The following is a 24,221-nucleotide window of genomic DNA, read 5'->3' as shown; positions in this document are numbered from 1 at the left end:
TTCAATGAAGCCCTTTTGTTTACACTTAAGGGCTTTTCTTATATTGAGCCATGTCTAAAGGAAAGGTATATGGATTAAGAATAGCAATAGGGCTTTTGGTCTTTATGTTCTTCAAAATCACATCCTATAAACTTTCCGAATGGGGTACATCCACCTTTGTATCCATGGGCAGCACGGTTATTACGGTACTCATTGTTTTTGAAATTATTGGCTACACTGGTAAATACCTGATTAAGCATTATAAATGTAGCCTTACTTCGTACCGAACTCTTGGCATGTTCTATTGGGGAAACTGCCTTATCACTGCTCCCTTCGTGATCGGTGCTGCAGCCTTTCATACCGAAGTCCTTATTCCTGCTTTTCCTTGTACTACTTGTACTGCCGAAATTTCATTGGCCACCACCGCTGCACAAAGTTTGGTGCTTTCATGGCTAATCATTTCTGCAAAATCTTTTATGATTTATGTAGAGTACACTAAACGTTCTGAACATGAAAAAGACATCCTACAAAAAGAGCTTGCGCTTTCTAAATACGAAAGTCTAAAAGACCAAATTGAACCTCATTTCTTATTTAACAGCTTTAGCGTGTTGACCGCAGTTATTGAAGAAGACCCAAAATTAGCGGTAGACTTTGTTTCTCGACTTTCTAAAATATACCGGTATTTAATGGAAAACACCTCCCAATTGGTGTTACTGAGTACCGAACTTGAATATTTAGAACACTATGTTTTCGTTTTGAAAACAAGGCATGGCCAAAGCATTAATGTGAATTACAATTTGGATGCGGGAGCTGCTCAAATTCCAATTTTATCGCTTCAAATGTTGGTAGAAAACGCTTTAAAGCATAATTACTTTTCGAAAGAAAACCCACTCACCATTAACATCTATACGGAAGGCACTGACTTTTTAGTGGTGAGCAACAACTTGAACAAACGGCCTAACTTAGAAAAAACCACGCATTTAGGTTTAGAAAACATTAATAAACGTTACGAATTACTGCTCAATAAAAGCATTGTTATTCAAGAAAACGCAAATAGCTTTACGGTCAAGCTTCCATTAGTATCTCAACTGAAAGCCGAATCATGAAACTGGTTATTATTGAAGACGAAGCACTTTCGGCCAAGCGTTTGGCGAAAATGATTACTGAAATCGTTCCGAACGCTCAGATTTTAGCCAAGCTGGAATCTGTGAGTGAATCGCTGATTTGGTTTAAAGAAAACCCTAAACCCGACCTCATTTTCTTGGACATTCAGTTGAATGATGGTACCGGTTTCGATATTCTGAATGCACTGAACGATTACCCTAAAATCATTTTCACTACCGCTTATGAGCAATATGCGCTCGATGCTTTTAAACACAACAGTATTGATTATTTACTGAAGCCGATTGACGCTACGGAGCTAAAAAATTCATTTAAGAAACTTGAGAATATTAAGGCTACCGAAACCCTTCAATACAAAGAAAACATCGACAGCTTAAAGGCTCAGTTTTCATCTGGCTTCCGTGAAAGGTTTCTAATTAAAATTGGTCCGCAGTTCAAAAGCATTACCACCAACGATATTAGATATTTCTTCTATTCCGATGGGCTCACTTACCTTCAAACCGAAGAAAGTGCCTTGCCGATTGATTACACTTTAGACCAACTGAAAGACGAAATAGATCCTAAACTCTTCTTCAGAATCAACCGTCAATTCATTATCAAAATCTCTAGCATCAAGGAAATTCACAGCTATTTCAATAGCCGACTGTTACTCACTCTGAGCCCAGCTTTTAAAGAAGAAGTAATTGTAAGCCGTGAACGGGTATTAAATTTCAAGATTTGGGCTGGAATGTAAGTCATCTGTACTCTATTTTTGTTCAGGCAATTTTCGTTTTCCAATTTCAAAATACTATACCTTTAAAGCATGGCTGACCAGTACAAAGCATTACTCGAAGGAAATAAACAGTTCATCCAGAACATCACCAAAGTCGATCCCGATTTCTTTACAAAGCTATCGCATCAGCAAAAGCCAGAATTCCTCTGGATTGGCTGTTCCGATAGTAGAGTGCCCGCCACTGAAATCACCAACACTACTCCCGGTTCAATTTTCGTTGGTAGAAATATTGCCAACGTGGTCGTTAATACCGACCTCAACTTACTAAGTGTAGTCTATTATGCTGTCAAGGTATTGAAAGTGAAGCACATCATCGTTTGCGGCCATTATGGCTGCGGAGGGGTAAAAGCGGCCATGTCGAATGAGATCTTTGGCTTTTTAGACAATTGGTTACTGAATTTGAAAGACATTTATAAAAACCACAGTAAAGAACTGAACGGCATTCAGGATGAAACAAAAAGGTTCGACCGCTTTGTAGAATTGAATGTGATAGAGCAAGCAAAAAACTTGGCCAAAATATCCTTTGTACAGGAAGAATGGCAGAAAGGCGAGTTTCCATTTATCCACAGTTGGGTTTACAGTTTGAATGACGGAAACATTACAGACTTAGAATGCTCTTTCAACTCAGCCGAGGCGGTGAATTCAATCTACGGATACAATCAGGAATAACGCAAAGGAAATAGTCTTTAGATAACGAAAAAGACCGCCTGGCAGCGGTCTTGATCTGTATTTTTACAAATACCCCCCAAAAAACAAAAGCGGGGGACGAAGATTCGCCCCCACTTGCCATGAAAAGGCCGTGGCCATTTCACAACATCAAGTTACTGTTCAAGCCTTTGTTCTTCATTTATTGGCCCAAGCTATAAACAAAAAACGCTGTCTTCTTCAGCTTCGTCCGTTGTCCGCACCTAGTGCTAAGACAGTTTAACGCAGCTTTGCAGTCTTTTTATAAGGTTCAGTCTAAGAAAGAACCAAGCCGAAAAGATAAGGGTAACCCCTGTACCTTTTCCAATTTCTGCTCACACACCCAAATGCGCTCGCTTCTGAATTGGACTTTGGTGTATGCTCTCGCATTTTCCATCAGTTAAGCTGACTGTTTCAGATCATCTTTTTCAAGAATAACCCTTTCGCGTACATTTTTTCCGGGCTTCCCCCGAAGAGAGACTAAAAACTAGTTTCTGACTTTTATCCCTCACTTGACATATCTAAGATACTCTCCTTAACTTTACGCTCAAACTTTGTAACTCATTAGTTTTCAACAACTTTCCCACCCCTCTATCCACGGGGTTATGCACTGAGTTATCCACGATTTTCAAGCCAAGTAACTGTAAGTCAGAAACTCACACTGAATAAGAGAACCCTCCAAAAGTTGAGGTTTCTGAGTTGTCAGGTGTTATTGAATTCACCTGAACAATGAATGAGAACTTTTGGAGGTTTTTTTAAGAAAGGATAAGCTGATTTTTCAATCCCTTCTGAATGCTTTTTACTAAACTTGCACTTTAAACTTTTGAATACAGGAAAAATGAGTGAAAAGGACCCAAAAGAGTCGCTCAACTTTATTGAGCAAATGATTGAAAATGATTTGAAATCAGGAAAAAACTCATTCGTCCAAACGCGTTTTCCTCCTGAGCCTAACGGTTACCTCCACATTGGTCACGCCAAGTCGATTGTATTGAACTTTGGCCTTGCCGAAAAATACAATGGCAGTTGTAACCTTCGTTTTGACGACACCAACCCTGAAAAGGAAAGCGAGGAGTACGTTAACTCGATTAAAGAAGATATTAAATGGCTGGGCTACACTTGGTCGGACGAGGCGCGTTATACTTCCAATTACTTCGATACGCTTTATGAATTTGCCGTAAAGCTGATCAAAAAAGGGAAAGCCTATGTAGACGATCAGTCGGCTGAAGAAATTGCCGCAGGCAAAACCAACCCTACCATTCCGGGTATAAAAAGTCCTTTCCGCGATCGTTCGGTGGAAGAAAACCTTGATTTATTCGAACGCATGAAAAATGGTGAGTTCGATGCAGGAAGCCATGTGCTTCGCGCTAAAATAGATATGGATTCGCCCAACATGCATATGCGCGACCCTATCATTTATAGAATTAAAAAAGTAACCCACCACAATACAGGTGATGCTTGGTGCATTTACCCGAATTACGATTTCGCCCATGGCCAATCCGATTCGATTGAACATGTTACTTACAGCCTTTGTACGCTTGAATTCAGAGATCATAAGCCTTTGTACGATTGGTTCATAAATGAATTGGAGATTTTTCCTTCTAACCAAACAGAGTTTGCAAGGTTGAACCTAAGCTATACCATCGTAAGCAAGCGCAAGCTCTTACAATTGGTAGAAGAAAAGCATGTAACGGGCTGGGATGACCCAAGAATGCCCACCATTTCTGGTTTTAGAAGAAGAGGTTATACCCCAGAATCGATCAAAAACTTTGTAAAAAAAGTGGGCGTAGCCCGAAGAGATGGCATTACCGATGTAGCGCTTTTGGAACACAGCATTCGCGAAGATTTGAACAAAAAAGCCAACCGTGTTTTTGGAATTCAGAAGCCACTAAAAATGGTGATTACCAACTGGCCAGCGGACAAAACGGAAATGATGCAAGCCATCAATAACCCTGAAGACGAAACGGCTGGAACGCGCGAAATGCCATTTACTCGCGAAATTTATATTGAAAGTAAAGACTTTATGGAGGAACCGCCTTCGCCTAAGAAATTCTTTGGCTTAGGCCCCGACAGAGAGGTGCGTTTGAAATACGGTTACATTGTAAAATGCACAGGCTTTGAAAAGGATGCCAATGGCAACATTACCGAAATTCATTGCACTTACGATCCTGAAACTCGCAGCGGTAATGATACCAGCGGCAAAAAGGTGAAAGGAACTTTGGGTTGGGTTTCTGTACCTCACGCTGTACCAGCTACTTTGCGTTTGTACGACAGACTTTTCCGTACCGAAAACCTGAACAGCATTGACGATGATTTCTTGAATCATATCAACCCTGATTCGCTTACTGTAGTTGAAAATGCCATGCTAGAGCCTTCTATTAAAGACGCACAAGCAGGCGATATCTTCCAGTTTGAAAGACAAGGCTACTTTGTGGTAGACAGAGACTCTACTCCAGAGAAGAAGATCTTTAACCGAACGATTACACTGAGGGATAATTGGGCGAAGTAGTCATTAGTGTTTAGTGTTTAGTGTTTAGTGTTTAGTGTTTAGACGAAAACGACAAGCACTGTAGACAAGGTTTAAAACATTAGGATTATTTATCTGGATCGTTTGAAATTCAATCGCGAAGAGTGATTCAGAAATTTGAATACTGAAACTGTATCATTATCGTTTCTTTTCCTGACGAAGGAAGGATCTAACATTTCGAAAAACTTATAACAAAAGCATGATATTCAGATTATCGTGCTTTTTTTGTGTATGTCTATTTTAAGAACTCCAGTAAATCAATTAAAGCCGGGTCAAATCGGTTTGATCGGTTTGCCTTTTGATGATCATTCTTCTTTTCTGCAAGGCCCAGCCAAAGCGCCTGAATTAATCATTCAGGCATTAGAATCGGATTCGGCCAATTACTTTACCGAAAACCTGACCGACCTTAACGAGCATCCAAAACTGGCTTGGTGCGGAAATGCTGAGCTCAGCCAATACACAGACATTGAACAGCGCATTGATGAAGTGCTCGCACAAGGCGCCCTCCCCTTTTCTTTGGGTGGCGATCATTCCATTACTTTTCCTGTGGTGAAGGCGTTGGCCAAGAAGCACCCCAAACTCAGCATCCTCCATTTCGATGCTCATGGCGATTTATATGACGAACTAGACGGCAACCGATATTCTCATGCTTGTCCGTTTGCTAGAATTATGGAAGGCGGTTTTGCCCAACACCTGACCCAAGTGGGCATTCGTACCTTAAACAGGCACCAAAAGACCCAAGCCGAGAGGTTCAATGTGCATATGATCCAGATGAAGGACTGGAAAGCGGATATGAAATTTGAGATGGAAGGCCCTGTTTACCTTTCCTTTGATATGGATGTGCTCGACCCTGCTTTTGCACCCGGGGTATCGCATCACGAACCGGGAGGTTTTTCTACCCGCGAAGTACTGACCATGATTCAAAACCTCAACCTCAACATTGTAGGTTGCGATGTAGTAGAATACAACCCCAACCGAGACCTTAATGGCATTACCGCCATGGTGGCCGCTAAAGTGGTGAAGGAGTTGGTGGCGAAGTTGTTTAGTGTTTAGTTTTTGATGAACTTAGAGAGCTAAATTTAAAAAGTTCAATTTGGAAAACAACAAGGATACTACTCTAGAAGAGATTAATAAAACACTGAAAGAAATTAACAGTAGACAGGAGTTGTCTGAACTATTCGGGAAATCTGACCGGAGAGTAGAAAATTCATTGAACCAAATTCAAAACAGCTTTGACCGTATCCATGACAGAGCTTTTAACTTCAATAATATCCTTCTCGGAGCTTATTTAGTTTTAGGAACATTCCCCAACGAATCTCCAAAACTAGAGCTTTGGACCATTATTTTCCCATTAATTATCTTAAGTTATTTAATCTTTATAGAGTACCGACAAATGGAAATTCATCGATTTGCCTCCCGAGAACAACAATGGACATCCGTAGAAAGAGATGAATATATAAGCCGAATAAAAGGGCAAACTCTTTATTCCCTATTTGGGTTAGTGTTATCTGTTTTATGTTTGGCTTATTTAATTTTTAATCTCGCATAAACCAAAACAGAAACTATTCTCAATGCCCCTCCACACCACACTCCCAAAAACCCTTATCCCCTATTTTCAAGCGGAATTACAGGCTTATGCTGTCGCGTTCAAAGCTGGTGATTTGACCAAGGCTTGGGCGCATTTGGAACGGGCGCATATTATTGGGCAGCGCTATCCTTTTGCCCATACTTTCGTGCATTGGAAAATGCTTCAGTTTGGCTTTCGGATTAAAAGCGGAAAAGAAGTGATGGGGCAAATCCCTCGTTTATTGGTGGGTGGCGTAAAGTCGTTTGTAGGTAAAGTGCCTGTGGGTAATCCCGGTGGCGCCAATGTTCCGCCTATGAAACCCTTCCCCATAGAAAAAGATATTCAGGATATTTTTATTAAAGCTGGCGTTAACCAAGCCTAATGGTTTGAAAACAAGGATTACCAAAAAAATTTAATCAGCTCAAAACATTCAAGTTCATTTTTTGATTGTCAAATTTTAAAGCATCAAACACTTTAAGCTTGAATAATCTCAGTACAGAAGATAAAGACCGTATAATTGAAATGGCTTGGGAAGACCGAACCCCTTTTGAGGCCATTGATTTTCAGTTTGGAATGCGTGAAACAGAAGTGATTAAACTCATGAGAAACACGCTTAAACTGTCTTCTTTTAAGCTTTGGCGAAAACGAGTGAATACCGGCACAAGCATTAAGCACTTGAAAAAAAGAAATGCTGATATAACGCGATTTAAGTGCTCCAGACAGCGTAGCATTTCCAATAATAAGATTTCAAAAAAATGAATTTCCCAACTTCATTACCTGAAATTGAAGCCAGAATTCATAATCTATCAATTGAGGCTTACGGTAAAACACGAAACTATAAAAACGGGGCTGTTAGCTATTTAAGCCCCTATATTTCTAGGGGAGTAATATCTACCAAACAGCTATTTGAACATGCCTTAAATCAAGATTTAAAATGGTGGGAAAAAGAAAAATTTATTCAAGAACTGGCCTGGCGTGATTACTGGCAGCAAGTATGGATTGCCAAAGGTGATTTAATCAATAAAGACCTAAAACAGCCACAATCCAAGGTGAATAATCACCTGATTCCAAAATCTATTATTGATGGCAATACTGGTATCGAAGCAGTTGATGAAGCCATTGAAACGCTAAAAAAAACGGGCTATATGCATAATCACATGCGCATGTATGTAGCAAGCATGGTTTGTAACTTAGCACAATGCCACTGGTTAGCCCCCGCCCAATGGATGTACGGGTATTTACTCGATGGTGATTGGGCGTCTAACGCACTAAGCTGGCAATGGGTGGCTGGGGCAAATGCGAATAAAAAATATTACGCGAATCAAGAAAACATTAATCGTTACTTTTTCACCAATCAAAAAAACACCTTTCTTGACCATGATTATGAGTTATTGCCAGAATTAGACATTCCATATGCTTTATCGGAATTAGCAGGTTTTGACCACCACCTTCAACTTCCTGAAACAAGAAATTTGATTATTGACAACAGCAAGAAGACCCTCATTTACAATTACTATAATATTGACCCCAACTGGCATAAGGATGAAGATGTGAACCGAGTTTTCTTAATTGAGCCGGCCTTTTTCGAAGCGTACCCCATAAATCAAAAGTGCCTAGACTTTGCAATAAATCTCACTTCCAATATCCCAGAAATTCAAATCCATGTTGGTAGTTTTGACTCCCTAAAAGAGGTGGTTGATCCAACAAAAATTATTTATAAAGAACACCCTACAAACCTAAGTTACACAGGTACTGAAGAGCCACGAGATTGGATGTTTGAATTAAAGGGCTACTTCCCTTCCTTCTTCAACTTTTGGAAAAAGACTAAGAAAAAAATTGACCATATTCCAAAATGAAAAAGGAATTTCTTCCACAAAAAACATGTCCTGTTTGCCAACTCACTTTTTCTTGGCGAAAAAAATGGACTAAAAACTGGGAGTCAGTGACTTACTGCAGCGAACGCTGCCGAAGAAACAAGGCTAACATTTCTGAAATGACGACAGAGACTTAAGTAACCTATACCTGCTGCCATTAAAAATATCATTACACTAAATAGCCAATACTACTTTTAAAACCATATTTTTGGTGCGAACTGGTGACGGTAGTATGACCACAAAACTCGAAATAAAAGACAAGACTGCGCCCATCGACAGCATTAAGATTTCTCCTTTCAGGAAGAACATTCGCAAAACCACCCCACACAAACACAACAGCTATTTCGAGATTATCTTTCTCACGCAAGGTTCAGGCACGCACACCACAGACACGCAAAAATTCGACATTGTTCCGCCCATTGTTTTTACGGTGCGCAAAGAGCAAATTCACTTTTGGAATATCGAAACGGAACCCTCAGGCTATGTGCTGATTATCAAAAAACAGTACATCGATAACTGCTTGGACAAGGAAATCAAACAACTTCTGGCCAAGTTGAGCGCTTATCCTTGCCTCTACCCCAATGCTCAATCGTTGGAACCGCTCTTCGAAATTCTAAATCAGGAATACCAAGAAAACGGCTACAGCCAAAAGCCAGTAGTGGACGGATTACTCAAAGCCATTTTGGGTAAACTGCTACTTTCTGCGAAAGCAGAAAAAGCCAGTGAAAGCAATAAAGCAAGCGATTTTCAGCATTTTAAAGAGTTGCTCAACCAAGAAAATCAGTTAACGAATAAGGTAGCGCACTATGCTAAACTCCTGCACACCACGCCCCAAAACCTGAATGCCATTTGTAGGAAAGAAGCCAATCAATCGGCCACAGAGATTATTTCGGAACATATTATTAGCGAAGCCAAACGCCTATTGCTCTACACGGACCTTACCGTAAATGAAATTTCGCATAAGCTGGACTTCAAAGACAATTCGCACTTCACTAAATACTTTAAAAGGCATACAGAAATAACACCCAATGCTTTCCGTAAGGAATTGCTCTAAACCAATTGAGATTAAAAGTGCTTTAAAATCAACATTAAGCAAACTCTCCAAAAGTTCTTATTCATTGTTTCGATGAACACATTAACCCCTGATGGTCATTGGTCATCAACTTTTGGAGAGTTGGTTGATCTCAGGTTGAAAAGACCACAGCCTTTTCAAATAGACCATTTTATTAATCATACCTTGTATATTTTTGCAGCAGAGATAATTTTTTAGTTTAAATTAAATAGAGCAATGAGCAAGGAATTAAAAGAAGTCGCCAAGTTGTTTTTCAAACTGGGCAGTATTGCCTTTGGAGGCCCTGCAGCACACATCGCTATGATGGAAGATGAAGTGGTGAAAAAGCGTAAATGGATGACACCTCAGCATTTTCTGGATTTGGTGGGTGCTACTAACCTTATTCCTGGTCCCAATTCCACAGAAATGACCATGCACTGCGGACATGAACGCGCAGGCTGGAAAGGTTTGATTGTGGCTGGTGCTTGTTTCGTATTTCCTGCCGTTGCCATCACCATGCTCTTTGCTTGGCTCTACCAGCAATATGGCCAACTTCCTTCCGTAGAACCCTTTATTTACGGCATTAAGCCAGCGGTAATTGCCATCATTATTTCGGCCGTTTATCGCCTTGGAAAAAAAGCGCTCAAAAATGTAGAAATCGGAATTCTGGGGGCACTTACTTTGGCCGCTACTTTACTGGGCGTGAACGAAATCATTGCGCTGTTTGCTTGTGGTGCTTTAGGCTTAATCATTCACCTCATCCGAAATTCAAAAAGTTCGCTCAACAGTATCTCTCCTATCGCTCTAGTGCAAGTCACCGCCACTTTAGGCTCTATGAAAATTTTCTGGACTTTCTTTAAAGTGGGCGCATTGCTTTATGGAGGTGGTTATGTGTTGTTCGCTTTCTTAGATGCAGAACTCGTCAATACTGGCCTACTCACCAGACAACAGTTGATTGATGCGGTAGCGGTAGGTCAATTCACACCAGGACCGGTACTTTCTACCGCCACCTTTATTGGCTGGCAATTGGGAGGCTTTTGGGGAGCCATTGCAGCCACCGTAGGTATATTTATGCCTTCTTTCATCTTTGTGGCTATTCTGAACCCGCTAGTTCCGAAAATGCGAAAATCGAAAATGATTGCTGCTTTCTTGGATGCGGTGAACATTGCCGCAGTAGCGGTGATTGTCGCGGTTTGTATAGAAATGGGCAAAGACACCATTGTGAACTGGGAAACCATCGTGATTGCCGTGGCCAGTTTAATTACCGTATTCCTTTTCAAAAAACTGAACAGTGCATTTATCGTGGTTGGCGGATCGCTGCTTGGTTATTTGTTGACTTTGGTTTAGAAGTCTTCTTTCTAAAAAGGATATGATTAGCTTTAGCTTCTCGTTTCACAAACTTATGCAGCTATGAGAAGCATTATCATTCTTGGTAGTTCTAGAAATGACGGTGACACCTCCAAAGTGGTGAAACTGCTCAAAGAAAAGTCTGATTGGGACTTGATCGACCTGAATGATTATGATTTTAGCTACTACGATTATGCACATAAAAATGCAGGGGACGACTTCCTTCCCATAATGCGAAACATCATCGACAACTACGATATGTTAATTTTTGCTACTCCAGTGTATTGGTACAGCATGAGCGGCATCATGAAAGTGTTCTTCGATCGCATTACTGACTTACTGGAAATTGAAAAGGATTTAGGCAGAAAGCTGAGAGGCAAAAATATGGCTGCCTTAAGCTGTTCTATTGGCAATCATTTGGGCGACCAATTCTGGCTGCCCTTTTCTGAAACTGCCAAATACTTAGGCATGAATTATCTTGGAAACGTTCATGCTGTAATCAATGACAGCACAAATCTTGAAGCAGAAACGGACAAACTAGAAAAGTTTATTGCGTTGATTAACACAGCAGAGAAATCCTCTCATTAGCGAAACCCTCCAAAAGTTAATACTCATAGTTCATCTAAGCTCATTAATTCCTGAAGGTATATTGAAACCAACTTTTGGAGGGTTCTTTAACCTACCATTTCCTTTAGTGTAGCAGTAAATACCTCAATTTCTTCTTCGGTATTATAGTAATGCACTGAGGCACGAGCAATTTCTTTCAACTTTCGAGTCGTCATATCGAGATAACTGTTAGGAATTCCCATCCATGAAATATTAATGCCTTGGCGATGTAAATAGGTTTTCACCTCTGCTGCTGATTTCCCCTCCACGGTAAACGATACAATTCCGCTCTTTACTTCACCAATATCGTGAACAGTGATGCCCTTTACTTGACTAATTTGCTTTCTTAACACCGAAGACAAATGCTGCACACGTTCCCAAATACTATTGATTCCAATCTCTAGAATATAATCAGCAGCGGCTTTGAGCCCTAGCGTATTGGCTCGGTTTCCTTCCCAATTTTCAAACTTTTTAGCGTCTTCTCGAATGGTGTATGATTCTTTTCCTGTCCATTCTGCGGAATGAAGATCAATAACAGCAGGCGTTAATTTTGGTAAAACCGACTTTCGAACATAGAGAAAGCCAGTACCTCTTGGGCCTCGCATGTATTTTCTGCCTGTGGCTGAAAGCATATCGCAACCAATTTTTTCTACATCGAGCGGATATTGCCCTGCTGATTGGCAGGCGTCTAGTAAGTATAGAACTCCATGTTTTTTGGTGATCTCTCCTACTCCTTCGGCATCTACGGTCAGTCCGCCATTGGTAGGCATATGCGTAATAGAAACCAGCTTTACCGAAGCATCCATCATGTTTTCCAACGCCACCAAATCCAGTTCTCCAGAATACTTATTAGGAATCACTTTTATTTCTACCGCCACTTTTCTTTGAAGATGCAAATACGAAAGGTAGTTCGATGCGTAGTCGGCTTGGGTAGCAATAATCACATCACCATCTTTCCAATCAATGGCTTGAAAGGCAGCATGCCAAGCGGCCGTGGCATTTTCTACCAAAGCAATTTCTTCTGCCGAAGCATTGATCAGTTTGGCGATAGAAGTATAAGCTCCTGAAATCTGCTCCGCATATTTTTCATGGGTTTCATAACCCCCATAAGTCATTTCTTCTTCCAAATAATCGATCACGGCATAACGCACTGCCTGAGGCGGTAGCGAACTTCCTGCATTGTTGAAGTGAATCACCTTATCTGTTCCCGGAGTTTCCTTTCGAAATCGCTGAATATCCTTTTCTGTAAGCATGTTTGAAATTATGAAATTTAGGCGCAAAACTCAGCGCCAAAGCAATAAAAAAACCCCGACAAATGCCGGGGCTTGGATAGAAAACACCTGTTTAATAATCACCTCAAACCATAACTAAATCAGGCTATCTTAAATTTCTTGTGCGGTTAATTACAGCTTCCAGTTCCTTGCAGGTCACCACGTCTTTTCCTCCTTTAAGTTCCTCCAGTAAAATTTCGGCTACTCGCTCTTCGCCCGATTCAAACTGATTTTCTGATTGGAGTGTGTTATTTCTATGCATGAATTTGAGATGATTAAGAAGAAGATTCTTACATTCATTTTCTACATAAAAAACTACTCCGCTGATGCTGATTTTGTGGTGACCATCCATGGTGCCGAAGTATAAAGTGGATTGAGAGAACATCTGGTTTTTATTTTTCTACACTTCTCTTTTTCAGAAAAGTTACTGGCTGCTGCTTTTTCCTTTGCTATATAGATGCGCTTCGGAGCAAAAATGTTGCATGCTCTTGTTTTTTTTAACTGAAATTAACCGCAAAAGGAGAATTCATTAACAGTCGATAACATAAGGACTGCTTCGCAAGCCCTTCTTTCTTACAGGTCAGAGGCTTTTAGGTAAATATCACTCGTCACCGTTTTCAGCTTTAATGCTTTGCCACCGCTTTTGTATGTCGCCTTTACTTTATGACTACTGATTTTCGGAAGCCCTTTCTCCTTTTCCATGTCCAAATCCATATTGGTATAAATACCGCCATTCACCGTTTCAATATTCACTTCGGCACCAGCACCCTTTGCCCAAAGCAAATTGATTTCACCTGTAACTGTTTCTAAATCGAGGTTACCTGAAAAGCCTTCTACAGCTACATCAGCCACAATAGTTTTGATTTTAACATCCGACTTGCCAGGCATCATTACTTCTATCTTGATGTCAACACAAACTCTATTGCCTTTGGAACCACGCCCCGACCAATAATTTCCATTCTTACTATTACAGCAGCAGTCGCCCAGTTTTTCTAGCTTCTTGCTGTCTAGTTCAATTTCAACAGTCAGCTTTCCATTGCTATCATCCACTTTCCAGTCCATGACTTCGTTGTCTTTGCCCTCGTTAATTTCATAGGTAATTTTCACCGAGATCTCATTCTTATCCCAAGACTTCAGGATTACTTCGGTTCCGAAGTTCAAATCAAGATCCAGCTTTTGACCGGTGTAGCCATAGCTTTTTTCGATGGTTTCGGCTTGGGCAAAGGCCAACTGCGCAAAAAGACAAGCGATTAATGTAAAAAGTGTTTTCATAATTCCTTGATTTAGTTTTTACGCAAATACACATGACCATACTGAGATTCTACCTTGAGGCGCTGGCTTCCACTTTTGATAGATGCGTGTGCTTTCATCCATTTACCTAGGCTATCATCTCCACCAATTTCTACCTTGGTTTCTAGGTTAGAGAAGATTTGCCCCCATTGGGTGCTGGCTTCTAAATCCAGAGATTCAGTCTCATCTATTTGAACATCCACTCCGCCATATCGTGCCTCCACATCCAGTTGTTTCGGACTTTGTAATACTTCTACCAAGCCATAGCGGGCATCGAGCACAACGGCCATGCTACGAGGAACAGTAACTTCTAATACAATTGAAATATTGATTCCGTTGGTATAACGACCACTTTTCCCTGTAGAAATAGTGGTTCCATTTTTCGAGATGGTAATAGACCTATTTTCTCCGTCCTCATCTTTATCGGTGTATACCTGATAGTTTTTATAGTTGTCGATGTTTTTAATGTTCGACTCTATCATGAGTTTACCTCCGCTGACCTTGCTAGAGAGTTCGAAATCTTCATCAAATTCTCCGTTATGGATTTCTACCTGACCTTTAATATTGACTTCGTTTTTATCCCACACTTTTATTTTTACCAATTCGGGATACTTGAAAAAGAGGTCGATGTTTTTGACTGCACTAGCATCAAAAGTCTGATCGATTTGCTTTTGCGCGAAGGCACAAACCGAAAAGAGCATGAGCATCATTAGGATTAATATTGGCTTTTTCATGGTGTTGTATTTTGAGTTGTTGACCTTTTTGTAGATTCTAATCGAACCAAAATCGAAGCTTGATTCTTCATTTTTTCAAGACATAATTCTCCCGTTTCAATCAAAATTGAATGCTGGTTAATGAGCGAAAAGAATGAGTTATTGTCTTAGACTTTAATTCCCTTTTGAGGAAAATGTGTAGCTAACTATTGTAGCTGGGCATTAGAGAACGTGTCCGTAACGCTTAGTTTTTAAGCTTTACGGACACTTCATATTACTTCTTTCGAAGGTATACATTCTGGTAAGAGGCTTGAATATCAAGTTTTACGCCTCCGCCATTTAAGGTACCTTCCACAGTTGAGCTTACTTTTCTCATGCCGTCCGTTTTAGGGAATTCAATACTCAAATCTGAATAAGCTTCTCCATAAGGAGTTTTCGCTGAAATATTCGCTTTAGCATTGGCCGGAAGTGTTACGTCTACCTCTCCATATACCGACACTAAAGAAGTTGGCCCTGCTTGACTCAATGAAGAAAATTTAGCTTCAATTCCACCATACACCGTGTTCACCAAAGCTGGGCCGGTGATATCTTCCAAATACACTCCGTTATTATTACCTGAAATCTCTAGCTCTCCGCTTACTCTGTATACTTCAATTTTACTGCCTTCCCAGCTACCGTTATGCTCAACTTTAACGTTCATTGACTTGGGTACTTTGATGGTATACTTTCCGTCTGCGCGTCTGGCTACTTGCATTACAGTGATTTCTCCAGCTTCAGTCTTTACATTCAAACCTATGCCTGTATTGTCTTCCCCCCTTGCGCTGAGTGACTTAAGACCTGCGGCTCTTTCTGACCGTTCTTCGTCCTTATTACCTGAAGTAATTTGGATTTCTGTGCCATCATAAGCTTCTACACTTACCCGGTTTACTTCTTTAATTACTACCTTCTTTTGGCCTGATACTGCTACTTTAAAATCTTGGGCCTGTACCGTAAAGGCTACTAAAAAGAGCGCTATCGCTAATAAATTCTTTGTTAACTTTTTCATCATTGATTTTTTTATGTTTCAGATATTTTGAGTTTTACCTTTTAAGGAAGGCTAATCCTGACCAATTCAATCGATTAAATATTTTTACATTTCTTTGAGTTTGAACATGCCCATATAAGCCTGATCCTTCACTCCTTTTATACTGTTGCCGTCTTCGGCTATGCGTTCTAAATCATCCAGTGCCGCTTTTTCATTATTTTCCACTAGTACATCAATCAAAGCAATTTGAATCATCGGTTCTTTCTCTTCTTTTAAAGCCTTCAGTAAAGCTTTCTTTGCACTCGGTTCGTCATAAAACTTGGCCAAACCCTCTACCGCTTTCAACCTTACATTCATGTTATCATCGGTTTCCAGCACGTTAATCAAAGCGTTGAGCATTTCCTGATCTACTTCTTTAAGTTCAACCGAGTAATTCACTGCTTGCAGCCTTCCACTGGCCGATGAGCTTGTCATTTGTTCGAGCATCATGGCTTTTACCTGCGCCAATTCTTCTTTCACTCCAGCCACATCATCATTTCTGATTTCATTGCCCATGTAGAAACCGACCAATACTAAAGCCACGGCAGCCGCTACTCGATACAACCAAACCTGCTTTGTTTTAGGTTGAAGCATTGGAACCACTTTAGTTTCTTCTTCCTTCACCTGCGCATCTAGCTTTGCAAAAAGCTTATCTTCAGAAAAACCTTCCCATTCGGTTTTGGCTCTTAAATCGAGCTGTGCAAACCAAGCCTGTTCCTCCTTCAAATGGTCGGGGACGCCTTCTCCCCGAAAGAAGTTTTGGAGTTGCTCTTCTTCCTGAAGAGAAGTTTCCCCGTTGTTATATTTCTCGATTAATGCTTCTATTTCTTTATTGCTGTTCATAATTCGCAATTTTTAAGTAATCTTCTTTCGCCTTCTTTCTTGCCCTGGAAATGCCCACTCTAATATTGTTCACTTCCAATCCCGTTTGCTCGGCTATTTCTTCATAGCTGTAGCCTTCCACATCCCTAAGGGTAATTAAAAGCCGCTGTTGATCTGGCAATTGTTCAAACACTCTCACCATCGTTTTTACACTGTCGTCCAGTTCAATGCGCTGGTAAGGTGAAACAGTTCCAGAATCCAGCTCCATTTCTTGAATATCGAAATGGCCTTTCATTCTTTTAGATTTGAGTCGATCCAGACAAAGGTTTTTGGTGATTGTTACTGCAAAAGCCTCTAGGTTTCTGTACTCGCCCCATTGCTCCCGCTTGTCCCAAAGTTTTACCATTACATCCTGTAGAATGTCTTCGGCTTCCTCTACAGACCGCATCATATTGAGGGCAATCCGAAAGAGCTTATCCTTTACTGGTAGAACTTGTGATTTAAACGTTTGCAACTCCATTCAATAGTAGAGACGAGGGTGAGGGTATGTCATTACACCCATTGTAAAATAAATATTAAAAACCTGACACAAAAGATTTAACTAATTAGTAATCAACCGATAATGATTTCATATTTTGTTAGTGTAATTTCGTAAAAAATCCATCGTGTTCTTTATCCTTTCAAAAATACTCGCCCTTTTCGTAATGCCTCTTACTTGGGTCATTGGTTTTCTTGTGTATTCTAGGTTGACCAAAAATCCAAAAAGGAAAAAGCTCTTTTTTATCCTCCCCTTGGTTATGTTGGCATTCTTTTCTAACCAATATATTAGCAATAGGGCATTGCTTTTATGGGAACCTGAGCCTACACCTATGAATGAAGTGGGTGTGTATGATGTGGGCATCGTTTTTTCGGGCGTCACCAAAGGCAGCAAAAGTCCAAAAGACAGGGTTTACTTTGATTATGGTGCCGATAGAATTACCCACACCTTACAACTTTATAAAGAAGGTAAACTGAAACACATTATAGTTAGTGGTGGCTTGGGGTTTCAGCAAGTAGGAATGAGTATTGCTGCAGAAAGACTCAAGAGTTTTCTGGTAATGGCTGGCGTTCCTGATTCCGTAATTACGGTAGAACCCAACGCAGTAAACACTTATGAAAACGCAGTGGAATCTGCCAAAATATTAAAGCGAGATTTCCCAAATCAGAAATACCTTTTGATTACTTCGGCTTTTCACATGAAGCGTTCGGCCCTCTGCCTGGCCAAACAAGGCATTGAATGCGATGAATTCCCCGCGGGCTATTATACCGACAGACCTAGCCTTAATTTTGATGATGTTTTTATTCCAAAAGCGGAAGCCATTAAGCGTTGGGAAACGCTTTTTAAAGAATGGGTGGGCTTAGCAACTTATAAAGTAATGGGGTATATTTAGGAGAGTTAAGGTTATTGAGTTCGACTCCAATACGAACTATCCACTTTTCTAAGTATCATTATGTATTCTTCTACTTTCGGTAACTTTGCTTAAACTTGTAGAGTGAGTACCTTTTTCATAATTCTATCGCTACTGCTTATTATAATAAGCTTATTACCCTTTGTTAAAAACCAGCATTGGGTTTTTCGCGTGCCTGAATTTATTAAAATGCAGCTGCTCATTCTTCAGGTGGTAGCGAGTGTTGGCCTTTTTGTTTTCGCAGAAAAGAACATTATTTTTTGGGTAGTTGGCTTTATCCAAATAGGGCTAATTGTTTATCACTCCTATTTATTAGCTCGTTTTACAAAATTTTATAAAAGCCACAAGAATGAAACGGAAGGGTTGACCGAGATAAAAGTAATTTCTACCAACATTTATCAGTTCAATCAAGAGTTTGACAGATTTAAAGACTTTATTCGAAAAGAAAAACCAGATATTTTTCTCACCATAGAAAGCAATAGGGATTGGGAACTTGCCATGCGAGAAATGGAAGCTGACTATCCTTTTACAGAAAAAATAACACTGGAGAACACCTATGGCATGCATTTATATGCTAAAATGCCTTTCCAGAAGGTTACTACACATTACTTCGTGTCAGAAGATTTACCGAGTATTGAAGCCCATTTCAAAACCGAAGATGGAGAAGACTTTGTACTTTTCTGTGTACACCCACCACCGCCAAGCCCTACAGAAGAAGACACGTCTAAAGAGCGCGATGGTGATCTACTATGTATTGCAAAACACACCAAAGAAATAAACAAGCCAACACTGGTTATAGGCGATTTTAATACAGTGGCGTGGTCAAAAATATCGGAATTATTCCGTAAAAACAGCGGATTAATTGATGGTAGAATGGGGCGAGGAATTCTAGCTTCTTACCATGCTAAATATTGGTTTTTTAGAGCGCCATTGGATCTAGTCTTCCACTGCCCAACTATTTTTCTGAAAGAATTAAGCGTTTTAGAACACGTTGGCTCAGACCATTTCCCTATCTGCTGTGTTTTCTCTATCGACTCCTCCAATCACAATCAAAAGGAAGAAGTTGAAAAGCTAGAAAAAGAAGAAAAGGAAGAAACCAAAGAACTGATTGCAGAAGGAAAAAAAGAGGAGAGTGACAATCGAACCGCATAAAATTTCCGACTTTAACCTTAGCCTTAAATTTGCACCTTCATCAAGATGAGCCATCACATGACTGTAATTACTTTTTTTATTTTATGAAATAACAGGCTGACCACTCTCCAGTAAATATCTCTATATGAATTACCAAACATATAAAGCTCACCCCGACCTAGAAGCCATTGTTAAGTGTTACTGGACACTAGAGGTTCCTGCCGAAATGGCAACCGAAAAGCAAAGAATAATACCTGACGGCTGCATTGAAATGGCCTTTATTCTTGGTGAAGACATTAAAAGATTGGAGAACGAAAAAAACTGGGCATTACAGCCAAGAGCAATGGTAGTTGGCCAAATTACCAAGTCATATTTTATCCAACCCACAGGATTTGTCAACTCATTTGCTGTTCGCTTCTACCCTTTCGGTTTTGCCAATTTCGTAAAATCACCCATCAAAGAACTAGCCAATAAGGACACTCCTCTCTCCGTGCTTTTTGGGGAGTCAGCAAATGAATTAGAAGAAAAAATTATTCATGCTGCAAGTACGGAAGAGAGAATAGAAATTGTGGAGAGTTTTCTGCTAAGCAAGTTGATTGAGACGTCCACAATTGATAAAATCGTAAAATCTACTATTGACAGCCTTCATACAACAAACGGAAGTATACCCATTAGTTCTATTCTGAAAGGTGAACTATCACAAAGAAGAAACCTTGAGAGAAACTTTTTGAAACAAGTGGGGATTAGTCCCAAACAACTAGGGAAAATAATAAGGTTGCAAGCTGCTTTAAAAATGATGCTCAATAAGCAACCCGATAGCCTAACAGCGATTGCTTATGCTAGTGAATATTATGATCAAGCACATTTCATTAAAGATTTCAAAGAGTTTACTGGCACCAATCCTAAAGAGTATTTGAGTGACAAGCAATTAGTACTTTCTTCTCTTTTTTATTCAGAGAACTAGAGTTGTCGCATTTTTACAATTCGTTCTTTTAGAGGTTTCTTAATCTTGAAAATTAAATTTTAAGAAATCAGAATGAAAAATACACCACTAAGTTTAATTGTAATTTCCGCAATCATACTGACTGCTTGTACTTATAAAAACACTCTAGACCCAAAAAGAAAAAATATGAAAAGCTTTATCTCAATTTTCGAAATACCAACAACTGATTTTTCACGTGCCGTTAATTTTTATCAATCAATTTTAGAGATAGAAATCTCTGAAATAGAAATGCAGGGCACACAAATGGGGTTATTCCCAAGTGATGGGCAAGCCGCCTCAGGAGTACTCATAAAAGGCGAAGGATACAGTCCTTCGAGCGATGGTGTAATAATTTACCTCAATGGTGGAGATGATCTTCAATTTATTTTGAATAAAGTAGAAGATAATGGAGGGGAAATCATTGTTCCGAAAACGTTAATTGATGAAGAAAATGGGCACTTCGCTATGTTCCTCGATACAGAGGGTAATCGCATAGGGCTTCATTCTCTAAACTGATGAAAAAGAAAAGAGCTGATGAACAATATTGCTCATCAGCTCTCTTTATTCACCTAACCCGCTGAATTATCAGACAGGTTTATCAATCTTTAATTAATGGCAATAGTTTTGGTGTTCATAAATTCACGAATACCGAGGTGCGAAAGTTCGCGTCCATAGCCAGAGGTTTTAATACCGCCAAAAGGTAAACGTGGATCAGAAGAAACCATATGATTTACAAACACGGCTCCTGATTCAATTTTTCTAGCAATCATTTCTCCACGCACCAAGTCCTGCGTCCATATAGAAGCCCCCAAACCAAACTTGCTATTATTGGCTAAAGCAATGGCTTCTTCTTCATTTTTCACTTTAAACAGTGATGCCACTGGTCCGAAAAGCTCTTCTTCATAGGCTGGCATTCCTGGTTTTAAATCTGCTAAAATGGTAGGCTCAAAATAAGCTCCTTCCCTTTCAGGTCGTTTACCGCCCAAAACCACTTTAGCACCCATTTCTACACTTTCATTTACTTGTTTAAGTAATTCATTGGCCAAGTCTTCCGAAGCCATTGGGCCGCAAGAAGTCAAAATATCGCTGGGGTCTCCTAATTTGAGTGCTTGCAAAAATGAGCTAAACTTTTCTACAAATTCATCATACACTCTTTCTACAACAATAAAGCGTTTTGCTGCAATACAACTCTGACCGCAATTACGCATTCTAGCCTTTACCGCAGTACGAACGGCAAGGCCCATATCAGCATTATCGAGTACTATAAATGGATCGCTGCCGCCCAACTCTAAAACTGATTTTTTAATTTTTGATCCTGCTACACTCGCCACAGCACTTCCTGCTCCTTCGCTTCCGGTAAGGGTTACGGCTTTAATGCGATCATCATTAATAATGGCTTCTACTTTATCAGAGCCAATTCTTAAATTTTGAAAGGCTCCGTTTGGAAAACCGGCTTCTATAAAAACATCTTCAATAGCTTGAGCACACATTTGAACATTTGAGGCATGTTTTAATAAACCAACATTACCTGCCATTAAAGTAGGTGCGGCAAACCTAAATACTTGCCACAGTGGGAAGTTCCAAGGCATTACAGCCAAAATGGTTCCTAACGGATGATAACTTATAAATGCTTTTGAATGATCGGATTTAAGTATCTCATCCTTCAAGAATTTCTCTGCATTATCGGCATAATATCTACATACCAATGCACATTTTTCCACCTCAGCAAGGCCTTCAGCAGTGAGCTTGCCCATTTCTAAGGTCATGATTTCAGCAAGAGAGTTTTTTCGCTCTTCAAGCACATTGGCAAGCTTATTAAATAGCTGAGCTCTGTATTCGAACGACTCATTTTTCCAAGTAGAAAACTGAAGATCGGCTCGCTCCATTGCTGCCTGAACATAATCCTCTGAATGAGGCTCAAAAACTTGTATTATTTGATTATTTGAAGGGTTTACTGATTGCATTGACATAATTGAAAAAACTAAGTTCTTCAATGTAACCAGTATTTTGGGGAGTAAGTTCTAAAAAACATTAACCTTAACATCTTCTAATATTTTGATGATTTCCGGAGCTTCCTTCATTTTCAAAAAATAGAAAATATTCTTTCCATCACGCTTACTTCCTAATACGCCTTTCATTTTAAGGTTGGCCAAATGATGTGAAGTTAGCGATTGTTCTAGACCAAGGTACGCAGTAATATCGTTCACCGACATCTTTTCATTCCTGCTTAGGAGATCAATGATACCGACTCGCATAGGGTGCGCAATAGTCTTCAGTACGAAGGCAATTTTCTCGACCCTTTCATTGTCAAGCTGCTCTTCCATTTGGATAGGTTTTTATCAAAGGTATGAACATATGTTCATGTAAAAAAGAAAAACAAAAATTAATCAGGCAAAACCTGACAAATAATTAAGTACAAGTAGCAACTACAAATGCAGAAATACGATTTACAAACACAAATAAATGACTCTAGCATTAAAGTTAACAGCCGCCTTTTATAAAAAGAGAGGCCGCTGTACACAACGACCTCTCTATATGTATTGTTTAATTTACTTTACTATCTGAAGATAATTTTCAATTCTACTCTTCTATTTCTTGCTCTACCCACTGCTGTTTTATTATCTGCCACTGGATTTACAATTCCATAACCATCGGCAAATAGTCTGTCAGCTGAAATACCCTTGTTCATTAAGTATTGCTTTACAGCGTTAGCTCTTCTTTTAGAAAGCTCAAGATTCTTAGCAGCATCACCAGTGCTATCAGTATAACCACTTAGCTCTAGGCTAAAGTCTTCAGCTTTCATTAACTGAACCACTTGATCTAAAGATCCGTTGGCAGATGATTTTAACACATCGCTACCAGAATTGAACTGAATGTCTTTCACAGCAAGTTCAAGTACTTTCTTCACTTCTTCTTTAACTTCTGGGCAACCATTGTTTGAAGCCAAACCAGCAGTTTCAGGACAATTATCTTCGCTGTCTTTTACACCATCACCATCGCTATCTGGGCAACCGTTTAGCGTACCAGCTACAGTTGGACAAGCATCCTCGCTATCTTTTACTCCGTCACCATCGCTATCAGGACATCCATTCAATGTACCTGCAACTGTTGGGCAAGCATCTTCAGAATCTTGGATTCCATCACCATCAGTATCAGGACATCCATTGAATTTAGCAATACCAGCTACTGTTGGACACTTATCCTCTGAATCTTTAATTCCGTCACCATCAGTATCAGGACATCCGTTTAAAGTACCTGCTTCAGTTGGGCAAGCATCATCTTTATCTAACACTCCGTCTCCGTCAGTATCAGGCCAAGGGCAACCTTTGTTTTCTAATGGACCTGCTTCTGTTGGACACATATCTTCTTTATCGTAGATACCGTCACCATCTGAATCTTTCTTTCCACTTAAAGAGAAAGAAACACCAACGGCATACTGAAGATAGTTTGGAGAATAATCAATGCTCTTTTTGTAGGCTGCACGCATGTTAATTTCAGCGTTTTCTACCACTTTGAATTTTAATCCAGCTCCTAAAGGAATCATTTTATATGTTCCTTTATTGAACTCTTCATAAATTGGTTCAATCTTAGAAAAGCTTGTTACTCCAAAGCCAGCAAATAAATAAGGAGCTACTTTTGAGTCTTTCTTAAAAATATAGCCGTTGTCAAACTTGTAGGCAAAACGTAAGTCAAGATCAGCTACATTCCCATCGAGCACATCATTATGAACAATGTTTCCATAAGAAGCCCCAAGCTCTAAATCAAAACTTGGGTTTAGGTAGCGCTCTACCCCTACTCTAAAGCCAGCATTATCTAATTGGCCAAAGCTGAACATTCCATCGTACCATTTGTAATCCAATTTGTTATTGGTAAGCTCTAGAGTCATCCACCATGGTGAGTCCTCTGTTTGGGCTGATAGGCTAAAAGTGCTGACAGCCATTGTTAGAATTAGTAATAATTTTTTCATCGTTTTTG

The 24,221-nt window shown here is 39.8% G+C and carries 27 protein-coding genes; 17 read left to right on the top strand and 10 right to left on the bottom strand.

Going from position 1 to position 24,221, the window contains the following annotated elements:
• The first annotated feature begins 50 nt into the window (after positions 1 to 50).
• From OB69_RS08555 to OB69_RS08500, 13 genes are all read left to right on the top strand, one after another.
• Entirely contained in the window at positions 51 to 1,085 is a 1,035-nt protein-coding gene (locus OB69_RS08555; protein WP_053223285.1) for a sensor histidine kinase, read from the top strand.
• Positions 1,082 to 1,834 (top strand): LytR/AlgR family response regulator transcription factor, encoded by a 753-nt coding sequence (locus OB69_RS08550; protein ID WP_053223284.1) that lies wholly within the window; start codon positions 1,082 to 1,084, stop codon positions 1,832 to 1,834. The genes OB69_RS08555 and OB69_RS08550 overlap by 4 nt, the downstream gene beginning before the upstream one ends.
• 69 nt (positions 1,835 to 1,903) lie before the next feature.
• Positions 1,904 to 2,542, top strand: coding sequence for a carbonic anhydrase (locus tag OB69_RS08545; protein ID WP_053223283.1), 639 nt, complete (start codon positions 1,904 to 1,906; stop codon positions 2,540 to 2,542).
• Between the two features lie 853 nt (positions 2,543 to 3,395).
• The gene (locus tag OB69_RS08540; protein ID WP_053223282.1) at positions 3,396 to 5,063 is read left to right on the top strand and encodes a glutamine--tRNA ligase/YqeY domain fusion protein; all 1,668 of its coding nucleotides are present in this window, start codon (positions 3,396 to 3,398) and stop codon (positions 5,061 to 5,063) included.
• Between the two features lie 249 nt (positions 5,064 to 5,312).
• Complete coding sequence (gene speB / locus OB69_RS08535; RefSeq protein ID WP_053223281.1) at positions 5,313 to 6,134, top strand: agmatinase; 822 nt, start codon at positions 5,313 to 5,315, stop codon at positions 6,132 to 6,134.
• Between the two features lie 40 nt (positions 6,135 to 6,174).
• The gene (locus OB69_RS08530) at positions 6,175 to 6,630 is read left to right on the top strand and encodes a hypothetical protein (protein ID WP_053223280.1); all 456 of its coding nucleotides are present in this window, start codon (positions 6,175 to 6,177) and stop codon (positions 6,628 to 6,630) included.
• 22 nt (positions 6,631 to 6,652) lie between these two features.
• Positions 6,653 to 7,030 (top strand): DUF3703 domain-containing protein, encoded by a 378-nt coding sequence (locus tag OB69_RS08525; RefSeq protein WP_053223279.1) that lies wholly within the window; start codon positions 6,653 to 6,655, stop codon positions 7,028 to 7,030.
• Between the two features lie 98 nt (positions 7,031 to 7,128).
• Positions 7,129 to 7,407: a TIGR03643 family protein gene (locus tag OB69_RS08520; RefSeq protein ID WP_262501306.1), complete on the top strand. Its 279-nt coding sequence runs from the start codon at positions 7,129 to 7,131 to the stop codon at positions 7,405 to 7,407.
• Positions 7,404 to 8,504, top strand: a complete 1,101-nt coding sequence (locus tag OB69_RS08515) for an FAD-binding domain-containing protein (protein WP_053223278.1) — start codon at positions 7,404 to 7,406, stop codon at positions 8,502 to 8,504. Before OB69_RS08520 ends, OB69_RS08515 begins: the two co-directional genes overlap by 4 nt.
• Positions 8,501 to 8,659 (top strand): DUF2256 domain-containing protein, encoded by a 159-nt coding sequence (locus tag OB69_RS18455; protein WP_082338123.1) that lies wholly within the window; start codon positions 8,501 to 8,503, stop codon positions 8,657 to 8,659. Before OB69_RS08515 ends, OB69_RS18455 begins: the two co-directional genes overlap by 4 nt.
• A 95-nt stretch (positions 8,660 to 8,754) precedes the next feature.
• On the top strand, positions 8,755 to 9,576 hold the full coding sequence (locus tag OB69_RS08510) for an AraC family transcriptional regulator (RefSeq protein ID WP_053223277.1): 822 nt from the start codon (positions 8,755 to 8,757) through the stop codon (positions 9,574 to 9,576).
• 234 nt (positions 9,577 to 9,810) lie between these two features.
• A complete protein-coding gene (gene chrA, locus OB69_RS08505; RefSeq protein ID WP_053223276.1) occupies positions 9,811 to 10,920 on the top strand; it encodes a chromate efflux transporter in 1,110 nt (369 codons plus the stop codon).
• Between the two features lie 63 nt (positions 10,921 to 10,983).
• Positions 10,984 to 11,508: a flavodoxin family protein gene (locus OB69_RS08500; protein WP_053223275.1), complete on the top strand. Its 525-nt coding sequence runs from the start codon at positions 10,984 to 10,986 to the stop codon at positions 11,506 to 11,508.
• An 86-nt stretch (positions 11,509 to 11,594) separates the two neighbouring features.
• Here the strand turns inward: OB69_RS08500 and OB69_RS08495 are convergent, their stop codons facing one another.
• The 7 genes from OB69_RS08495 to OB69_RS08465 form a co-directional block, all read right to left on the bottom strand.
• Entirely contained in the window at positions 11,595 to 12,779 is a 1,185-nt protein-coding gene (locus tag OB69_RS08495; protein WP_053223274.1) for an aminotransferase class V-fold PLP-dependent enzyme, read from the bottom strand.
• A gap of 124 nt (positions 12,780 to 12,903) precedes the next feature.
• Positions 12,904 to 13,059, bottom strand: coding sequence for a hypothetical protein (locus OB69_RS18580; RefSeq protein WP_157608517.1), 156 nt, complete (start codon positions 13,057 to 13,059; stop codon positions 12,904 to 12,906).
• 311 nt (positions 13,060 to 13,370) lie between these two features.
• Positions 13,371 to 14,069, bottom strand: coding sequence for a DUF4097 family beta strand repeat-containing protein (locus tag OB69_RS08485; RefSeq protein WP_053223272.1), 699 nt, complete (start codon positions 14,067 to 14,069; stop codon positions 13,371 to 13,373).
• A gap of 11 nt (positions 14,070 to 14,080) precedes the next feature.
• Positions 14,081 to 14,821, bottom strand: a complete 741-nt coding sequence (locus OB69_RS08480) for a hypothetical protein (protein ID WP_157608516.1) — start codon at positions 14,819 to 14,821, stop codon at positions 14,081 to 14,083.
• Positions 14,822 to 15,074: 253 nt separating this feature from the next.
• Positions 15,075 to 15,845 (bottom strand): DUF4097 family beta strand repeat-containing protein, encoded by a 771-nt coding sequence (locus OB69_RS08475; protein ID WP_221404864.1) that lies wholly within the window; start codon positions 15,843 to 15,845, stop codon positions 15,075 to 15,077.
• Positions 15,846 to 15,929: 84 nt separating this feature from the next.
• Positions 15,930 to 16,706, bottom strand: coding sequence for a HEAT repeat domain-containing protein (locus tag OB69_RS08470; RefSeq protein WP_053223269.1), 777 nt, complete (start codon positions 16,704 to 16,706; stop codon positions 15,930 to 15,932).
• On the bottom strand, positions 16,693 to 17,205 hold the full coding sequence (locus OB69_RS08465; RefSeq protein WP_053223268.1) for an RNA polymerase sigma factor: 513 nt from the start codon (positions 17,203 to 17,205) through the stop codon (positions 16,693 to 16,695). The genes OB69_RS08470 and OB69_RS08465 overlap by 14 nt, the downstream gene beginning before the upstream one ends.
• 145 nt (positions 17,206 to 17,350) lie before the next feature.
• Between OB69_RS08465 and OB69_RS08460 the strand changes: the two genes are divergently transcribed.
• The 4 genes from OB69_RS08460 (at position 17,351) to OB69_RS08445 (ending at position 20,762) form a co-directional block, all read left to right on the top strand.
• Entirely contained in the window at positions 17,351 to 18,115 is a 765-nt protein-coding gene (locus OB69_RS08460; RefSeq protein ID WP_071426744.1) for a YdcF family protein, read from the top strand.
• 207 nt (positions 18,116 to 18,322) lie between these two features.
• On the top strand, positions 18,323 to 19,285 hold the full coding sequence (locus tag OB69_RS08455; protein ID WP_082338122.1) for an endonuclease/exonuclease/phosphatase family protein: 963 nt from the start codon (positions 18,323 to 18,325) through the stop codon (positions 19,283 to 19,285).
• A 124-nt stretch (positions 19,286 to 19,409) separates the two neighbouring features.
• The gene (locus tag OB69_RS08450; protein ID WP_053223265.1) at positions 19,410 to 20,228 is read left to right on the top strand and encodes an AraC family transcriptional regulator; all 819 of its coding nucleotides are present in this window, start codon (positions 19,410 to 19,412) and stop codon (positions 20,226 to 20,228) included.
• A gap of 165 nt (positions 20,229 to 20,393) precedes the next feature.
• The gene (locus OB69_RS08445) at positions 20,394 to 20,762 is read left to right on the top strand and encodes a VOC family protein (protein WP_082338128.1); all 369 of its coding nucleotides are present in this window, start codon (positions 20,394 to 20,396) and stop codon (positions 20,760 to 20,762) included.
• Between the two features lie 89 nt (positions 20,763 to 20,851).
• Here OB69_RS08445 and OB69_RS08440 read toward each other — a convergent pair whose 3' ends face one another.
• The 3 genes from OB69_RS08440 to OB69_RS08430 form a co-directional block, all read right to left on the bottom strand.
• On the bottom strand, positions 20,852 to 22,210 hold the full coding sequence (locus OB69_RS08440) for an NAD-dependent succinate-semialdehyde dehydrogenase (RefSeq protein ID WP_316931879.1): 1,359 nt from the start codon (positions 22,208 to 22,210) through the stop codon (positions 20,852 to 20,854).
• Positions 22,211 to 22,267: 57 nt separating this feature from the next.
• A complete protein-coding gene (locus OB69_RS08435; protein WP_053223262.1) occupies positions 22,268 to 22,570 on the bottom strand; it encodes an ArsR/SmtB family transcription factor in 303 nt (100 codons plus the stop codon).
• A 233-nt stretch (positions 22,571 to 22,803) separates the two neighbouring features.
• Positions 22,804 to 24,213: an OmpA family protein gene (locus tag OB69_RS08430; RefSeq protein WP_062302859.1), complete on the bottom strand. Its 1,410-nt coding sequence runs from the start codon at positions 24,211 to 24,213 to the stop codon at positions 22,804 to 22,806.
• Positions 24,214 to 24,221 lie beyond the last annotated feature (8 nt).

It is taken from the genome of Roseivirga seohaensis subsp. aquiponti, assembly GCF_001267955.1.
GTDB classification, from domain to species: Bacteria; Bacteroidota; Bacteroidia; order Cytophagales; family Cyclobacteriaceae; genus Roseivirga; species Roseivirga seohaensis.
The sequence above is the reverse complement of the archived record's forward strand: the minus strand, read 5'-3'. Positions and strand labels throughout refer to the sequence as shown.

Coding starts and splice junctions, on each gene's coding strand:
- OB69_RS08555 (WP_053223285.1), top strand. CDS start 51: ATGTCTAAAGGAAAGGTATATGGATTAAGAATAGCAATAGGGCTTTTG.
- OB69_RS08550 (WP_053223284.1), top strand. CDS start 1,082: ATGAAACTGGTTATTATTGAAGACGAAGCACTTTCGGCCAAGCGTTTG.
- OB69_RS08545 (WP_053223283.1), top strand. CDS start 1,904: ATGGCTGACCAGTACAAAGCATTACTCGAAGGAAATAAACAGTTCATC.
- OB69_RS08540 (WP_053223282.1), top strand. CDS start 3,396: ATGAGTGAAAAGGACCCAAAAGAGTCGCTCAACTTTATTGAGCAAATG.
- speB (WP_053223281.1), top strand. CDS start 5,313: ATGTCTATTTTAAGAACTCCAGTAAATCAATTAAAGCCGGGTCAAATC.
- OB69_RS08525 (WP_053223279.1), top strand. CDS start 6,653: ATGCCCCTCCACACCACACTCCCAAAAACCCTTATCCCCTATTTTCAA.
- OB69_RS08515 (WP_053223278.1), top strand. CDS start 7,404: ATGAATTTCCCAACTTCATTACCTGAAATTGAAGCCAGAATTCATAAT.
- OB69_RS18455 (WP_082338123.1), top strand. CDS start 8,501: ATGAAAAAGGAATTTCTTCCACAAAAAACATGTCCTGTTTGCCAACTC.
- OB69_RS08510 (WP_053223277.1), top strand. CDS start 8,755: ATGACCACAAAACTCGAAATAAAAGACAAGACTGCGCCCATCGACAGC.
- chrA (WP_053223276.1), top strand. CDS start 9,811: ATGAGCAAGGAATTAAAAGAAGTCGCCAAGTTGTTTTTCAAACTGGGC.
- OB69_RS08500 (WP_053223275.1), top strand. CDS start 10,984: ATGAGAAGCATTATCATTCTTGGTAGTTCTAGAAATGACGGTGACACC.
- OB69_RS08495 (WP_053223274.1), bottom strand. CDS start 12,779: ATGCTTACAGAAAAGGATATTCAGCGATTTCGAAAGGAAACTCCGGGA.
- OB69_RS18580 (WP_157608517.1), bottom strand. CDS start 13,059: ATGCATAGAAATAACACACTCCAATCAGAAAATCAGTTTGAATCGGGC.
- OB69_RS08485 (WP_053223272.1), bottom strand. CDS start 14,069: ATGAAAACACTTTTTACATTAATCGCTTGTCTTTTTGCGCAGTTGGCC.
- OB69_RS08480 (WP_157608516.1), bottom strand. CDS start 14,821: ATGAAAAAGCCAATATTAATCCTAATGATGCTCATGCTCTTTTCGGTT.
- OB69_RS08475 (WP_221404864.1), bottom strand. CDS start 15,845: ATGAAAAAGTTAACAAAGAATTTATTAGCGATAGCGCTCTTTTTAGTA.
- OB69_RS08470 (WP_053223269.1), bottom strand. CDS start 16,706: ATGAACAGCAATAAAGAAATAGAAGCATTAATCGAGAAATATAACAAC.
- OB69_RS08465 (WP_053223268.1), bottom strand. CDS start 17,205: ATGGAGTTGCAAACGTTTAAATCACAAGTTCTACCAGTAAAGGATAAG.
- OB69_RS08455 (WP_082338122.1), top strand. CDS start 18,323: ATGCAGCTGCTCATTCTTCAGGTGGTAGCGAGTGTTGGCCTTTTTGTT.
- OB69_RS08450 (WP_053223265.1), top strand. CDS start 19,410: ATGAATTACCAAACATATAAAGCTCACCCCGACCTAGAAGCCATTGTT.
- OB69_RS08445 (WP_082338128.1), top strand. CDS start 20,394: ATGAAAAGCTTTATCTCAATTTTCGAAATACCAACAACTGATTTTTCA.
- OB69_RS08440 (WP_316931879.1), bottom strand. CDS start 22,210: ATGCAATCAGTAAACCCTTCAAATAATCAAATAATACAAGTTTTTGAG.
- OB69_RS08435 (WP_053223262.1), bottom strand. CDS start 22,570: ATGGAAGAGCAGCTTGACAATGAAAGGGTCGAGAAAATTGCCTTCGTA.
- OB69_RS08430 (WP_062302859.1), bottom strand. CDS start 24,213: ATGAAAAAATTATTACTAATTCTAACAATGGCTGTCAGCACTTTTAGC.